The sequence below is a fragment of the Pontivivens insulae genome, from assembly GCF_900302495.1.
GTDB classification, from domain to species: domain Bacteria; phylum Pseudomonadota; class Alphaproteobacteria; order Rhodobacterales; family Rhodobacteraceae; genus Pontivivens; species Pontivivens insulae.
Window position 1 is genome coordinate 178819 of record NZ_OMKW01000001.1, and the last position, 14833, is coordinate 193651.

Annotated in this window: 11 protein-coding genes and 1 pseudogene; 8 read left to right on the forward strand and 4 right to left on the reverse strand. The window is 56.7% G+C overall.

Annotation, left to right across the window (positions count from 1 at the left end):
• Window positions 1–5 precede the first annotated feature (5 nt).
• Window positions 6–77, forward strand: a pseudogene (locus POI8812_RS17905) (integrase core domain-containing protein); the annotation flags it as partial.
• 626 nt (window positions 78–703) lie between these two features.
• Here POI8812_RS17905 and POI8812_RS00945 read toward each other — a convergent pair.
• The 3 genes from POI8812_RS00945 to POI8812_RS00955 form a co-directional block, all read right to left on the reverse strand.
• Complete coding sequence (locus POI8812_RS00945) at window positions 704–1765, reverse strand: ABC transporter ATP-binding protein (RefSeq protein ID WP_108780664.1); 1062 nt, start codon at window positions 1763–1765, stop codon at window positions 704–706.
• Between the two features lie 20 nt (window positions 1766–1785).
• Window positions 1786–3957 (reverse strand): ABC transporter permease, encoded by a 2172-nt coding sequence (locus POI8812_RS00950; RefSeq protein WP_108780665.1) that lies wholly within the window; start codon window positions 3955–3957, stop codon window positions 1786–1788.
• Between the two features lie 96 nt (window positions 3958–4053).
• Window positions 4054–5085, reverse strand: a complete 1032-nt coding sequence (locus POI8812_RS00955) for an ABC transporter substrate-binding protein (protein ID WP_108780666.1) — start codon at window positions 5083–5085, stop codon at window positions 4054–4056.
• Window positions 5086–5323: 238 nt separating this feature from the next.
• On the opposite strand from POI8812_RS00955, the gene POI8812_RS00960 reads away from it, so the two are divergent.
• The 3 genes from POI8812_RS00960 to POI8812_RS00970 are packed head-to-tail and all read left to right on the forward strand — an operon-like array spanning window position 5324 to window position 9221.
• Window positions 5324–6049 (forward strand): response regulator, encoded by a 726-nt coding sequence (locus POI8812_RS00960; protein ID WP_108780667.1) that lies wholly within the window; start codon window positions 5324–5326, stop codon window positions 6047–6049.
• Window positions 6040–8604, forward strand: coding sequence for an ATP-binding protein (locus POI8812_RS00965; protein ID WP_108780668.1), 2565 nt, complete (start codon window positions 6040–6042; stop codon window positions 8602–8604). The genes POI8812_RS00960 and POI8812_RS00965 overlap by 10 nt, the downstream gene beginning before the upstream one ends.
• Window positions 8586–9221: an HAD family hydrolase gene (locus POI8812_RS00970; protein ID WP_108780669.1), complete on the forward strand. Its 636-nt coding sequence runs from the start codon at window positions 8586–8588 to the stop codon at window positions 9219–9221. The genes POI8812_RS00965 and POI8812_RS00970 overlap by 19 nt, the downstream gene beginning before the upstream one ends.
• A gap of 87 nt (window positions 9222–9308) precedes the next feature.
• Here POI8812_RS00970 and POI8812_RS00975 read toward each other — a convergent pair whose 3' ends face one another.
• Window positions 9309–10328, reverse strand: a complete 1020-nt coding sequence (locus POI8812_RS00975) for an ABC transporter substrate-binding protein (RefSeq protein ID WP_108780670.1) — start codon at window positions 10326–10328, stop codon at window positions 9309–9311.
• Window positions 10329–11130: 802 nt separating this feature from the next.
• Between POI8812_RS00975 and POI8812_RS00980 the strand changes: the two genes are divergently transcribed.
• Genes POI8812_RS00980 through POI8812_RS00995 form a run of 4 tightly spaced genes read left to right on the forward strand, consistent with a single transcriptional unit; the run spans window position 11131 to window position 14677 of the window.
• Window positions 11131–12081 carry a glycosyltransferase family 2 protein gene (locus POI8812_RS00980; protein ID WP_108781456.1) on the forward strand — a complete coding sequence of 317 codons (951 nt, stop codon included), beginning with the start codon at window positions 11131–11133 and terminating at the stop codon, window positions 12079–12081.
• Window positions 12041–12475 (forward strand): GtrA family protein, encoded by a 435-nt coding sequence (locus tag POI8812_RS00985; RefSeq protein ID WP_146186092.1) that lies wholly within the window; start codon window positions 12041–12043, stop codon window positions 12473–12475. Before POI8812_RS00980 ends, POI8812_RS00985 begins: the two co-directional genes overlap by 41 nt.
• 7 nt (window positions 12476–12482) lie before the next feature.
• Window positions 12483–13247 carry a methyltransferase domain-containing protein gene (locus POI8812_RS00990; protein WP_108780672.1) on the forward strand — a complete coding sequence of 255 codons (765 nt, stop codon included), beginning with the start codon at window positions 12483–12485 and terminating at the stop codon, window positions 13245–13247.
• Window positions 13244–14677: a hypothetical protein gene (locus tag POI8812_RS00995; RefSeq protein ID WP_108780673.1), complete on the forward strand. Its 1434-nt coding sequence runs from the start codon at window positions 13244–13246 to the stop codon at window positions 14675–14677. The genes POI8812_RS00990 and POI8812_RS00995 overlap by 4 nt, the downstream gene beginning before the upstream one ends.
• The last annotated feature ends 156 nt before the right edge of the window (window positions 14678–14833 follow it).

The following is a 14833-nucleotide window of genomic DNA, read 5'->3' on the forward strand; positions in this document are numbered from 1 at the left end:
GCAAAGACTGGATGGCATTCTACAACACCGACCGGCCCCATTCCGCGTTAGATCGGCGAACGCCGGAGGACGCATAGTAGGCAGGCTTGGAAGAGCAGAAAGCAGCATGAAACCTAAACACGATACACCTTAGAAACGCTGCAATCCTGTCCGAAAAGATGGGACCACTTCCTTGTCCTCGAGAGAAACGATAGATCGCAGCCGTGTAGTGAGCCGCTAAGCAATCTCTGGCGGATCAGCCGCAGCGGATTGCACTATGTGCTCCGCAAATTAGCGACGAGGATTTCGAATAGATGCATTGGTGCGATGCGCCGCTGCATTAAACCCGAGATCATGAGGCTGGCTCACCTCAATGAGTTCAAGGAAATCGACTTGGCGGGAGCTCTGAAAGTGACTGTTTTCAGACCTATATGGACGGCAAATTTGATTGGTGGTGGGACTATTTCTTTGTACAGCCTCCGTTGCAGCGATCCAATACAGGAAGCCGAATTACGTGTTCTTATTACCTTTCCGAAATAATCTTATATTATAATTAGATATTTTATATTATAAAATAATAAGTGATTGAGCTAATTTTGGAAAAACTCATGATTAAATAAAATATTACATCATCATAACCGACCCCGACGACAGCAATGAAGGCGGAAATTCGGCCAATTAAATGGCTTGATACTGAAAAACAAGCCATTCCTATTTATCTGCATCAATTGGCAACCAACCTCACAGCTTCATTCGCTATGTTCACGCTCACTGCATCGCCTCGTTTATGCGCACGAGCGTTCGCTTCTGCGATTACGAAGAGAGGCCCAGCGGATGTCTCTACTGTGTATTGGATTTCCCGCCCCAGATAGGCGGCTGCTGTGACCTCACCTGGAAGGCCATCCATCTGCGGATTGTCCAAGTTGATGCTTTGCGGGCGCAGCACGGCCTGCGCGGGTCCGGCTTGGATCAGTGCGTTCGTTGTGGAGTAGCGTCGGTTGCCGATGGTGAAATGGCACTGACCATCGTCTACCCGGTCGATCTCAACCGGTACGAGGTTCGCGTCCCCGATGAAATCTGCAATGAAGGCTGAATTCGGGCAATCGTAGAGTTCCTTGGGGCTGCCGGCCTGTGCAATTTCGGCGTTGCGCATGACGATGATCCGGTCGGAAACGGCCATCGCCTCCTCCTGGTCATGGGTAACGTAGACTGCCGTGAGCCCCAATCGCTGCTGGATCTGGCGGATTTCCTCACGCACATGCCGTCGCAGCTTCGCATCAAGGTTGCTGAGCGGTTCGTCGAGCAACAGCACTTCTGGTTCGAGCACGATGGCGCGGGCAACTGCGACGCGTTGTTGTTGGCCGCCCGAAAGTTCGCTCGGCAAGCGTTCCCCATACCCGGCAAGGCCCACCATTTCCAAGCCATGTTCAGCCTTTTGCGCAGCTTCGGTTTTGCGCATCCCCCCCACGGTCAGCCCGTAGGCGACATTTTGCGCGACCGACATATGGGGAAACAGCGCATAGCTTTGAAACACCATCGAGACCTTACGAGAGGTCGCGGTGAGATGGGTGACATCTTCGCCTCCAATCTCGATCCGCCCGTCGCTTGCCGTCTCGAGCCCGGCGATAAGGCGCAATGTGGTGGTCTTTCCACAGCCGGACGGGCCGAGAAGTGTCACCAACTCACCGGCGGCGATATCGAGGTCGAGGCGCTTGAGTGCTGTCACGTCGCCGAAGCGCTTAACCACACCGTCGAAGCGGACAGAGCCTGCGTTAATCTTTGTCATTTGATCTCTCCCAAAAAGTGTCAGGCGCGCGCGGCTGTCTGCACACGGTCGGTGCGGCGCAGGCGACGGGTACCGATGATGAGTTGAAGCAACAGGATTGCGGTCAGCATCGTCACGATCAGCACGGCGGAATAGGCGATCGCGATGCCAAATTCGCCATTTTCGACCCGTCCAACGATAAAGGATGTCGCCATGTTGTGTTTGGCGCTGACCAGGAAGATCACCGCGCTGACAGAGGTAATCGCTCGCACGAAGCTGTATGTGATTGCGGCGAACAGGGCCGGGCCCATCAGCGGCAGGATCACCCGACGCACAGTTGTGAAGCTATTTGCCCCTAGCGTAACTGAGGCCTCATCAAGGCTCGAGTCGAGCTGTGACATGGCCGCTATCCCGCCACGTACCCCAACCGGCATGTTCCGGAAGACGAACACGACGATCAGGATGATGCTGGTGCCTGTGAGTTCGATCGGTGGGAAGTTGAATGCCATGATATAGCTCACGCCGATGACCGTGCCGGGGATCGCAAAGCTGAGCATTGTTGAGAACTCGAATGCGTCCTTGCCCACGAATTTCTGCCGCACCAGCAGATAGGCCGTTGCAAGGCCCACAAGTGCCGTCAGTGGGGCTGCAATGGAACTGATGGTGAGCGTGGTGAAATAGCTGTCCCATGCCACACCGGTGAGGCGCCCACTGGTGAAATCGATGCCGAAGGCCCTTGTGTAGTGGTCGAAGGTAAAGCTGTGGTCGTAGCCCCAGAGCTTCACGAAACTGCCGAAGATAATCATGGAATAGACCACCGCCGTCAGCGCCGCCCAGGGCAGGGCGATCCAATAGCAAATCGCCTTCACCACCGGGCTTAGGCCCGCGTTTTGTCCACTGTCGGCCTTGCCCGTGATCGTGGCGTATGACTTCCGCCCAACCCACCAGCGCTGCGCAAGGAACGCGGACAGGGTCAGCGACAGAAGCGCGATGGCAAGAATTGCGGCCTTCGCCGGATCCGCGGCAGAACCAACGATAGCGAAGTAGATGTCGGTGGACAGAACGTTGTAGCCGCCGCCTAGCACGAGAGGATTGCCGAAATCTGCGAGGCTTTCGATGAAGCCGAGCAGGAACGCATTGGCCAGGCCCGGTCGCATCAACGGCAAGGACACGCGCCGGAACGTCTGCCAGCGATCCGCAGACAAGGTTTGGGACGCCTCCTCCATCGAGGGACTTACGCCTTGAACCACACCGATGAGTACGAGGAAGGCGATGGGGGTGAAGGAGAGGAGTTGCGCGAAGTAGACGCCCCAAAACCCGTAGAGCCAGCGCGTTTTTTCCGTTCCGAACAGCTCTGCCGCGATCTCCGTCACTGTGCCGCTGCGACCGAACAAAAGGATGAGGGCGAGGCCGATAACGAAGGGGGGCGTAATGATTGGAATGACCGTCAGCACCCGCAAAAGCTTTTTCGCCCGGAAATCCGTTCGTGTGAAGATCAGTGCGAAGGCGAGGCCGAGAATTGTCGTCCCTGCCGCGGTCATCAGCGCGAGGAAGAGGGAGTTGATCGCCGTTCCGCAGCTTTGCCCGCCAAAGAGGCAATCAAGCCCCCACAGGCCGCTGTCGAAAAAGCGCGGGAAAAACTGTGTCAGCGAATAGCCGCCCGGGATCTCGAATGCACGGATGAGGATATGTGCTACCGGGTAGAACACGAACACCGCGACGAGGGCGACGATAAGGCCGATCATGCTGACCACGAAGGCGTCGCCGCGCCCGCGTCCTGTCTGTGAGAGTGAGATTGTTGCGATGAAAAGTAGGCTTATGAGCGCGACCCCGGCGCCGATGCCGAAGCCGGGCTGTCCGGCGGCAGCCACTTCGCCACCGAACAGCCCCTCGAACAGGCGTGGCCCCGCCCGCACGATGACAAGTCCCTGCAGGGCGGTGAGAACAAGACCGGCGCTGGCGATCCAGAGGCTCAGCTTTGCACGGCGTACCGGTTCGACGACACCGAACTGAACAATGGCGACCGTCAGCATCGCCAAGATCGGTGCGATCAACCACCAGCGTCCCACCTGCACGATCTGGGTGAGGGCGCTATCAGGGGTGCCGTCTCCGACCCATTCGAAGGACCAGAAGCCCCCACTTGTCATATACCAAGGCAGCAGGGTGCAGCCCGCCAGTCCGGCCAGCAGCCAGAGTGCAATCGTCTGTCTCATTTGAAATCTATCCCTGGGAAAAGGGGCGCCCGAACCTACCGGGCGCCCTGAAGTGAGCATCGCAGGGAAGGATGCGATGCTCGGGGAGACCCGGCCTTACTGCTCGGGGTTGGGGTCGCCGACCTCTTCGTCCCATCGGGCAAGCAGGCGGGCGCGTGTCTCACTGGATCCATAGGTCGCAAAGTCGTAGTCGATCAGCCGGATCGACGCGAGATCGGGGCTTTCAGGGGCGACTTCCGCGTTGGAATTGGACGGCACCTGATAGGACTGCACCTCTGGCGCGCGAGACTGGATGTCTGCGCGCAGTGAGAACTCGACCCAGTCGCGCGCGCCTTCCGGGTTGCGCGCCCCTTCGATGATGCTCACCGCGCCGACTTCGTAGCCAGTTCCCTCACAAGGGGCGACAATCTCGAGCGGGAAGCCGCTCGCGGCGAGCTTAACCATGTCATGCATGAAGCCGATGGACACGCCCGTCTCACCGCGAGCCGCAGCCCTGGAGGGTGCAGACCCCGAGGACGTGTAGGAATTCACGTTTTCGCCGATGTCGCGCAACATGCGGAAGGCCTCATCCTCCCCGAACAACTGCACGAAGGTCGCAAGCTCGGTATATGCCGTGCCGGAGGAATTGGGGTTCGCAACCTGGATTTCACCGGCAAAACGCGGGTCCATCAGATCAGCCCAGCAGGCTGGCGGCGCAATGTCACGTTCTTCCAGAATTTCAGAATTGTACGCGATGCCGAGTGCACCGGCATAGATACCGACTGTGCGGCCGCCGGAGATTTCGGACATGTTCTGCGCCCAGCCCAGAAGCTCGTCGGTGGAAACGCCGGAGGCCTGCAACAGACCTTCTTCGGCGGCAATGAGATGCGGATCGCCCGTGCCACCCCACCAGACGTCGATCTTCGGGTTGCCCGCTTCCGCGCGGATCTGCGCGAGCGTTTCACCCGTAGACTTTCGCACCATCAGGACTTCGGTTTCGGGATGCTCTGCCTCGAAGATGGACACCATGAGGTCACACCAATCCTGCTCTGCGGAACAGACCACGTTGAGTTCGTCGGCCTGCGCTGTGCTGGCGAGCGTGCAGAATGCGGCGAGGGCGGTGCCGGTCAGAAGACCTGTGCGTTTCATTTAGAATTCCTCCGTCAAGTTGGTTCGTTCCGGTCCTTTGCTGCCGGTCCTGTACTCTTGCCACGAGTGGCCAAGGACGTGAGGGGATGCCCGATTAATCGCGCTACAAACCATGTGCCGAAAGGTTAACAACGTGACGCCGCGAGCCCAAGCTGTAACAAATGAAATCTGAAAGGGCGGGACACCAGCCCATTGGGCTTCTAGTCTCGGATGGGGACGACGAGGGGCGGATCGCGGAATGGAACGCGCGCGCATTGGTATTATCGACGACGAAAAGGCGGTTCGTGATGCGATCGCAGCGCTTTTGCGATCCCATGACTTCGAACCGATCCCAATGGCTGGAAGTGCCGACTTCGAAGCCCTGCCAGACAGCGCTCCATTGGACCTTGTCATCATTGATCTTCAATTGCGCGGCGAAAGCGGGCTGTCGCTGGCTATGACGATCCGGGCCGAGCACGATCTGCCGATCGTCATGCTGACTGGGACGGGAAACGAGACTGATCGCATTGTTGGGTTGGAGGTTGGAGCGGATGACTACTTGCTCAAACCGTTCAACCCACGTGAGTTGATCGCACGTATTCGCGCGGTACTGCGACGTTGTAACCCCGCAAGCACAGCGCCGCAGGCTGCAGACCGCAGCACCTCCTGCATCGGCTTTGGCAGGTTCGTTCTGGATCGTGAGCAGCGCATCGTCCAGGATCGTGATGGGGAGGAGGTCTCGCTCACCAATGCTGAATTCCGGCTTCTGGAGTACTTTCTTGAGAAGCCGAACACGATTATTCCGCGCGTGGATCTGCTGGCCGAGATTGGCAGCGATATGAGCCGGTACATGGACCGCACAATTGACGTGCTGATCCTGCGCCTGCGGCGGAAGATTGAGGAAAATCCCTCTAAGCCGGTTCATCTGCAAACCAGGCGAGGGCGCGGCTACATCTTTGTCGCTGATGTCATGCCATGTCTTTAAGGCAGGCCCTGTTCCATGGCTGGGGGGTGCGCAGGCGGCTGTGGTCGGCGCTGGCCCTCTTGTCCATCGCGGTGCTCACCGTTGGAGGCATAACACTCGTTTCGCTGCAAAGGGTCGATGCGAACCTTCAGGAACTCCATCGGCAGACATTGAGTGAGGTGGCTCAGGCGCTTGAGCTGTCGCGCCGTTCAGCCAACCTCGCCACGTCAGCCCCCTATCTGCTGAACCAGCGATCCAACTTCCTTTTGAATCAGGAGGCGAGCCGCCTGCTTGAAACACTTGATGTCATCCGTGTCGATTGGCCCGAAACGACTTTCGTGCTCGACGGTCGGACTCGCACGGATGTCAGCGGCGCGGTGGACCAAATTGCGGAAGCTGTGACGGATCTCGTTGCGGCGACCGCCCATCTTGATCGACAGCGAACCGCCATCCGTGCCACTGCAACTGCACTGCAGGACATGCGCGGCGAAACGATGGAACGCATTGCCGAACGCAGTATCTCCAATGACGAACGGCTCGACTGGTGGACGTTGCAGAGCATGACGGCGGATGCCCTCACGGCGGTTTACCTTGGAAACCTTATCGGCGTGGGGGAGGCTCAGCGGGCCTATCTACGGCAGAACAGCCTGCTTGCTGATCGATCGCTGACCGAGGCACAAAGCGCGTATCTGGTGCAACTCGATAGTGTGGCCTTCGGCCCGCTGGGGCTGTTCGAGCGGCGACGGCTGGAATTGTCCGAGACTCTCAATGCCCAGAATGCCCTGTTTCGCATCCGTCTGGCGGCAAGCCGGATCAGCGATCTGGCCTCCACCTATGCTGAGGAGGCGGAGACCTATCTCGCACGCGAGCGCGAGACCGCTTCGGCTGTCATAGGGCGGACAAGCGCCTTTGTGGGGGCAATCGTGCTGGCCAGTCTGGGCCTCGCCCTTGCGTCCGCGATTTATGTGTCGCGCTATGTGACCTTCAATATCTCGCGCGTGTCGTCCGCGATGGTTCAGCTCGCCAGCGGAGACCGTTCGAGCAGCCTGCCACGTCGAGGCGCGCGGGAAGACGAAATTGGGGCGCTTTTCAAGTCGTTTCGCATTTTCCGGGCCAACGCACTGCGCCTCGATCGAACGAACCGGCAGCTCGACGCGCGCAACGCTTTGTTCCGAAAGGTTTTCGCCAATATGTCCGACGGGATTGCGGTCGTTGACGCCATGGGTAGGGTCACCGCCTCGAACCCCGCACTCGATCGGATGCTTGGCACCTTCAATGGCAGCATCGCTATGCCAGCCCGGCTGCATGCAGCGGGCCTCGAAGCAACAGAAAAAGCCCCCGCTGATCTTGCCGGGTATGGGCCGGTCACCTTTGCGCGCGGTCGCACCCTTATCGTTGATATTCGGGTCAGTCATCTGCCCGAGGGGGGGCAAGTTTGGCTTCTGACCGACGTGACTGAGCAGCGCAGGCTGGCCGAGCGTGTGCAGCAGATTGACCGGATTGAGACACTGGGCAAGGTGACGGGCGACGCGGCCCATGACTTTGGCAACATCCTTTCGACCATCAGCACACATGCACATTTGCTGGCGCCGCATCTCGCCCCAGTTGGCCAGGCAAATCTTGCCGCAATCGGCAATGCCGTCGAGTTCGGCAGCTCACTCACCGGCCGCCTTCTGGCCTTTGCCAGAAAGCAGAAGCTGACGCCGGAGGTCGTGGAATTGGGCGAGCTACTCGATGGCCTCGCGGATCTGTTGGAGATCGGTCTGAAATCCGGTGTCAACCTTCGCATCGAAACGCCTGAGCACCCGATCCGGGTAACCGTCGATCCCGGCCAACTGGAAAGCACGTTGCTGAACCTCGTGCTCAATGCGAACCAAGCCATTGAGCGGGACGGCACAGTCCGCGTCACCGTCTCACAGGGGCCCTCGGAAACGGCACGTATCGAGGTTACGGATGATGGCTGCGGTATGGATACTCCGACACTCGCCCATGCGGTTGAGCCGTTTTACACCACGCGCGGGGAGACCGGTGGGACCGGCCTTGGCCTTTCGATCGTCTATGGCTTCATCAAACAAACCGGCGGCGATATTCAGATCCTGTCCGAGCCCGATATTGGCACAACGGTCCGGCTTAGCCTGCCGATTCAAACCAAAGAACATCCAAGCAGGGCCACAAACTGCACTGTCGGCCGCGTCCTGATCGCGGAAGACGATGCGGAGACGCGGGTGCTGCTCCAGGACGGCCTGCGCTCAACCGCAGCCCTTGTCCAGACTGCGGCCAACGGGGTGGAAGCGGCCGCTCGTTTGCGGGCGGACGGGCGGCCTGATCTGCTGGTAACCGATATCGATTTGGGGGCAGGTCCAAACGGATGGCAACTTGCCCGAGATATGCTTGAGGGCAGCCCTGCAGGTCTTGTCATCGTGATGTCGGGCAAGATGCCAAGTCGCATCCCGCTCCCACCAGCGCTGCACGACCGCATCCTGTGTCTGGAAAAGCCGCTTCAGCCTGATCGTCTGCTCGCCGCCATTCACCGTCTTCAGTCAAGAGAATATCAAGAATGCGCGCAAGACATATAGGTCGCCACGGAACGACGGTCCTCAAGGATCACGAATGGGCTGACATGATTGAGACGGGTGGCTATCGCGGTCTCATCTTCGACTGCGACGGAACGCTGGTTCTGAGCGAGGATGCCCATTTTGCAGCGTTTTCGGAAGCGGTTGCCCGGCAAGGCAGAACGCTCAATCGTGGCTGGTACGATGCGCGCACAGGGCTCGACCGCACCGGACTTCTGACGGCCTGTGCCGAACAGGTACTGCCGGGACTCGACATCGGACAGGCGACCTCGGACAGTATTGCCGCCTATATTGCGCAGGACGCGCCTCTCCCAAAGGTCGAAGAGGTCGTGACGTTGGCGCACAGGTTCCGCAAACTGGCGCGTATTGTCGCGACCAATGCAGAAGGGGCGGTCGCCGCGGCCTCTTTGACTCGGGCTGGGATTATCGATCTGTTCGATGCCGTTGTTGCGGTGGACGATGTGGATGCACCCAAACCTGCCCCGTCCATGTTCCTCAAAGCGGCGCAGATCGCGGGCTTGCAATCGCAGGACATGCTGGTCATCGAGGATAGCCCGCAAGGTGCAAGCGCTGCCGAGCGGGCTGGTATGGACGTTTTGCTACTTGATCATGCGGACTGAGGTTTGGTCCGCGGCAGCACAATCGCCCGCCCTTATCTGCCCCACAACAGATACGGACGGGCGATTGCCCCCCAAGGCGTCTGAGCCTTAGTTCGACGGAAGCTGGCTGCCGACCTCTTCGTCCCAGCGCTCGAGAAGATAGGCGCGCAGCTCGGCATTTCCGAATTGTACAAAATCATATGCGATCAGCCCGAGCGTATCGAAATCAGGTGCAGCGTCAGGTATCGCCGCCGCACTGTTGGACGGCACCTGATAAGCTCGTACCTCTGCCGCGCGGGTCTGCACATCGGCGCGCAACGCATAGGCGACCCAGGCCTGCGCGGCCTCAAAATTCCGCGCATTCTCAATCACGCTGACTGCTCCGACTTCGTAGCCCGTCCCCTCGCAAGGGGTAACGATCTCAATGGGCAATCCCTGTTCCGCAAGTTTGACCATGTCATGCATGAAACCAATGGAGACACCGGTCTCGCCCCGCGCGACGGCCTTCGACGGTGCCGACCCGGAAGAGGTGTAATCGTTCACGTTCTGGCCGATGCGGGCAAGCAGATCGAAACCGGCGCGCATACCAAATATCTGCACGATAGTGGCAAGTTGGGTGTAGGCGGTGCCTGAACTGTGCGGACTGGCGGATTGAACCTCACCTGCAAAGCGCGGATGGGCGAGATCCTCCCAACAGTTAGGCGGCTCAATCCCCCGCTCCGCCAGGATTTCTGGGTTGTATGCAATGCCAAGCGCGCCTGCATATATGCCCACCGTGCGTTCTTCGGAGATGCCGAGCATGTTTGTTGCCCAAGGTCGCAGGCCGTCCACGGGAACACCGGACTGTTGGATCAGCCCTTCGGTCGATGCAATCAGATGCGGATCACCCGTGCCGCCCCACCAGACATCCACCTTCGGGTTCCCTGCCTCCGCGCGGATTTGGGCAAGTGCTTCCCCCGTCGATTTGCGCACCATCAGCACATCTATCTCTGGGTTCTCGGCCTCAAAACCGGCAGCCATCTGGTCACACCAGTCCTGTTCCGCGGAACAGATGATATGAAGCTCCTCTGCCAGTCCCGGCGTCGCGAGGAATATTGAAGCTACGGTCGATGCAAGGATGCGCCGCATGGGATAGGCCTCCGTCTGCTATGTGCCCAGACGCTAGCACCCTGCATGCGGCAGGTGTGTGGCAGAGCGTTAACAGCAAGAACCAAACAGCCCATTTGCGTTAACAGGATTTCTGAGAGTCGGAGGGAGGGTTGTGGAGGCGCCGGAGCCTCTACGACATGGCCATCGCTTAATCTCTGTGAGCTTGGGTAATCGAAGGTGTAAATTCAGCGCTCTGTTGCCCCTCTGCCACCACAATTATGCTCTCAATCGGGGGGGTGCCGTTGCGTTTTAATAGCCTGTGGACAATGGGGATGTTTCGAAGGCACGGCTTGCCGAGGTTGCTATATGCTCCAATTTTGCGGACACATGTATCGTCTATTGAGCCTGCTGTCTCCCAAGCTTGAGTCTGTCGATCAGATATCGTTTCAGTTGTGTGCAACTGGCGACCTTCAGCTCGGCGTGTCGACGACACAATTGTTGTCAGACCGGAACCGATCCCCGCGTCAGCGGTACAAATCTGACGCACTGATTTATGGGTAATCCTCGTCGACGATGCCAGATTTATGTGCTTCGTCTAAGAAGCGGTTCTTGGTGTATGTGAGCTTGCTTGAGAAATGATCGACTTAAATTCAAAGGCATTTCAACGAGCCAATCCAAGGAAATCAATACAACACCAGATGATCTTTCCGCGGATTGCGACACTGTGAGCGGGTGTCCGAGACTCTCGCACTCATGGACCCGGACTGGATCATGGACTAACACTAGAACTGATAAGTCCGATCATTGGCATAGAGGGTCTTGCGTGAGCGAAGAAAGTCAAATCACGATCTCGATCGTCGTGCCATGTCTGGACGAGGAAGGGGCGATCCCTTCACTGCTTTCGCGCCTAGATGATGTTGTTGCGCCATACGGCACCTGTGCGGAGATCATTCTGGTCGATGATGGGTCGAAAGACAGAACTTGGTCGGTGATAGAGGCAGCGTGTGAGAGGGAACCGAAACTGCGGGGCATTAGACTATCCGCGAATAGGGGGCATCAGATTGCGCTGACTGCTGGATTGGAGGCGGCACGCGGAGCACGGATATTCATGCTGGATGCGGATTTGCAGGACCCGCCTGAACTGCTCGCCGATATGATGCACATGATGGATCAGGGCTATGACGTGGTTTACGGGCGGCGTATCGAACGGCACGGCGAGACGTTTTTTAAGCGGGCCACAGCCTGGGTATTTTATCGAATCCTGAACGCGATGTCGGATACTGACATCCCGCAAGATACCGGTGATTTTCGGCTGGTGAATCGACGGGCGCTGGATGCTGTTCTGGCGATGCCAGAGAGGGCTCGGTTTGTCCGTGGGATGTTCGCATGGGTAGGATTCAAGCAGATCGGCATTGAGTACCCGCGTGCTTCGCGAACGTCTGGTGAGACAAAATATCCAGTACGAAAAATGGTGCGTTTTGCCGTTGATGCGATGACGGCGTTTTCAACAAAACCACTCAAGTTCGCGACACGTATGTCTTTTGCCAGTTTGGGGTTTTCAGCCCTTATGATGATCTATGTTCTTTACTCTTTCGCGATTTACCAAACTACGCCTGGTTGGGCTTCAATTGTTGTGGTGATAAGTCTATTTTCGGGCGTCCAGTTGCTGACACTTGGTATATTGGGGGAGTATGTTGGGCGGTTGTGTGTAGAGTCTAAAAACCGTCCACTTTATTATGTAGCAGACGAGATTGGCAGCCGACTCACGGCGCCCGATCAGGGAAACAAATAGTCTTATGTGGTCCGCCGGAAGGATTGCACGATTTGCTGGTGTCGGCGCATTTGTGGCTCTACTCTATGTGTCTTTGTTCCTGTTGCTCGTTGCTAACGGTCTGTCGCATCCATTTGCAAATGCTTTTGCATTTTTCATTGCTGTAGTTGCGCAATATTGCCTACAGGCGGTTTTTACTTTTCGTCAGGAAATAAAGAATCTATATCAAGTGGTTCGATTTTCATTAATGATATTAATAGGTCTTGTCACATCTTATGTGATTACGGGCCCGATTGCATCACTAATGGCGCTGACCCCCCTGATTTCAAGTGTGTCAACAGCGATCGTTTTGCCAGTTCAAAACTTCATATTCATGCAGTTTTGGGTCTTCGTCGGCGACGCGGGAAAGCGGTGAAGAGAACATGCCTCACGTCTATTCAGATCAGTTCTTCGACTACATCGACCAAGGATCAAGACGCTCGGCTGGTCGGTTCGTAGTTCTTCTTCACCCATTTGTTCAGCCACGATCCGTTGTGGATCTTGGTTCGGGGCGCGGCATTTGGCTGCAACAGTGGCTTGAGGCAGGTGTAGAGGATGTCCTCGCAGTTGACGGCGACTATGTTGATCGAGAAAACCTAGCAATCCCGACTGAGAGTTTTAGGGCCGCCGATCTGACGCAACCTATCGAATTCGAACGAAAGTTTGATTTGGCTCAATCGCTTGAGGTCGCGGAACACTTGCCTGCTTCTGCTGCGGACTTTTTTCTCGATAACCTGACCCGAGCCTCTAACCGTATTTTGTTTTCGGCAGCTGTGCCGGGCCAAGGAGGCGAGTTTCATGTCAACGAAAGACCTCTCGCATATTGGCAGAATCAATTTCTCCAGCGTGGCTACGTTGCCTTTGATTGTATACGACCAAGAGTATTTGATTTTCACGACGTTGCGCCCTGGTATCGTTACAACTCTGTCCTGTATTTGAACGAGGCAGGTCGAGCTGGACTGAGCAACGACATCCTCGACTATGAGGTTCCTGCGGGCGTCGAACTTGCCGAGGGCGGAAATCTTCGATGGCGATTACGCCGCGCGGTCGTCAACAGAATGCCCCGGCGGATGGTTACGCAGATCGCACAAGTTAAGTCGCGAATTGTTGCTTCCTATCTCGCGGGAAACGCGCGCCCTAAACGATGAGCTTTCTAGGACTTGGCGATAAGCAACAGCTGACAGCGCAGCAAGAACAAGTGATGGCTGAAAGGCGATGGCATATCATCGCCGTGATTTTGGCGATTGTTTCGGCTTTAGTTCTTTCAGCGCCGAACCTCGTCGACCCTATGATACGCCATGATGACTATCCTGCGCTTTTCACTGACGCTGAGATCTTCTGGCCGAAGACTCTTCATGAGGGCCGGTGGCTAAACTATGTTTGGCATTTGCGGCCTGTCATCACACCTGCATGGTTCAATTTTGCAGTCTACCAAACGCTGTGGGCTGTTCTAGCTGTTACTATTGCACTGCAGGCAACACGAAATGAGTCTGACCGAGTATTTGTCGCAGCGCTAACACTTCTCATAATTTCATCGTCACTTTCGACCCTGATTTCTCTTTGGTTCAATACTCTCCTTCCTGGACTTGCAGTTCTCACACTATATGGCGTCTTGGGCCATGCACTTTCACAGCGCACCTATCGCCGCTTGCTCCCACTTTTTGTGGTGGTGAGCTTCTCTGCCTACACAACGTATCCCTTGATTTTGTTAGCTCTTTGCATAGCGCAGACAGACCAGCGTTCTTTGAAAGATTTGCTTTGGCTTTTGTGTCTATTTGTCGCCAGTTTTGCACTGGCGATTTTTGCGGCTTACACGTTGAACTGGGCGGTTCATGGCGTATTTGGCGTACCGCTGGACACATGGCGTGATGCAAGCGGAGCGGACGACCTCGCTGGCATGATCAATAATTTGCCGCTTCTGATAGAGGTTTTCGAAGAATTCATAGTAAAGGCAAGCTATGGCTTTAAGTCGCTGGGATACTTACACCTCCTCATTCTAGTGTCGGCATCGGTCGTGTTGCTGCGAGTCCGACCGATGGAGGCGCTCTACCTGTTGGCAGGGCTGGGCGCTGGTCTGGGTTTAATAGGTCTGCTGGTATTGAAGGCGGGTGTGATAACCCCGCCGCGCGCCTTTATTTTTGCATGGATCTTTTACGGCATTATTGTCGTCCGGGCTGCTTTGGCGCTGAAGCAACAGTCGGCTATCGGAGGGCGGATCGCTCGGGTTCTTGTTTTGCTAATGTCGTGCTTCTACGCAATGGTGACAGTGAAGCAATATGCCTCTTACGGTGCTTGGCAAGTTCAGACGCGCCTCATTGCTCGCCAGTTGGATGAGATTGATCCCAGCGGTGAGCGCACGTTGTTGATTTCAGGCGACGTACTTACGCTCAACAGCGCGCAAGCGGCCCATTTGCAAAGTCCGGATGCGATGGCGTCTCGCATGAAGCAAATCAGTGGGAGGGAGGTCATTCTGTGCGACGAGGCACCAGCAAGCTGTGAGCAGCTGGAAACCTTAGCCGCTTCCGGTGAAATCCTTGAGCCGGTTAGATTAGATATTGCTAGTGAATTGTCCCCCTGAGAACGCCCTCTCTAGCTTTTCCCTTCTCTAAGTGAGGGGACCGTCGGCGAAGAGAGCCGTTTCTTTGGTGAACAGACCATTGACGCAAGGGACACTTGAAAAGCTCTGATAGAGGGATGCGCTAGAAGTCTTTACCTTAACATCCGGTCCCATCGC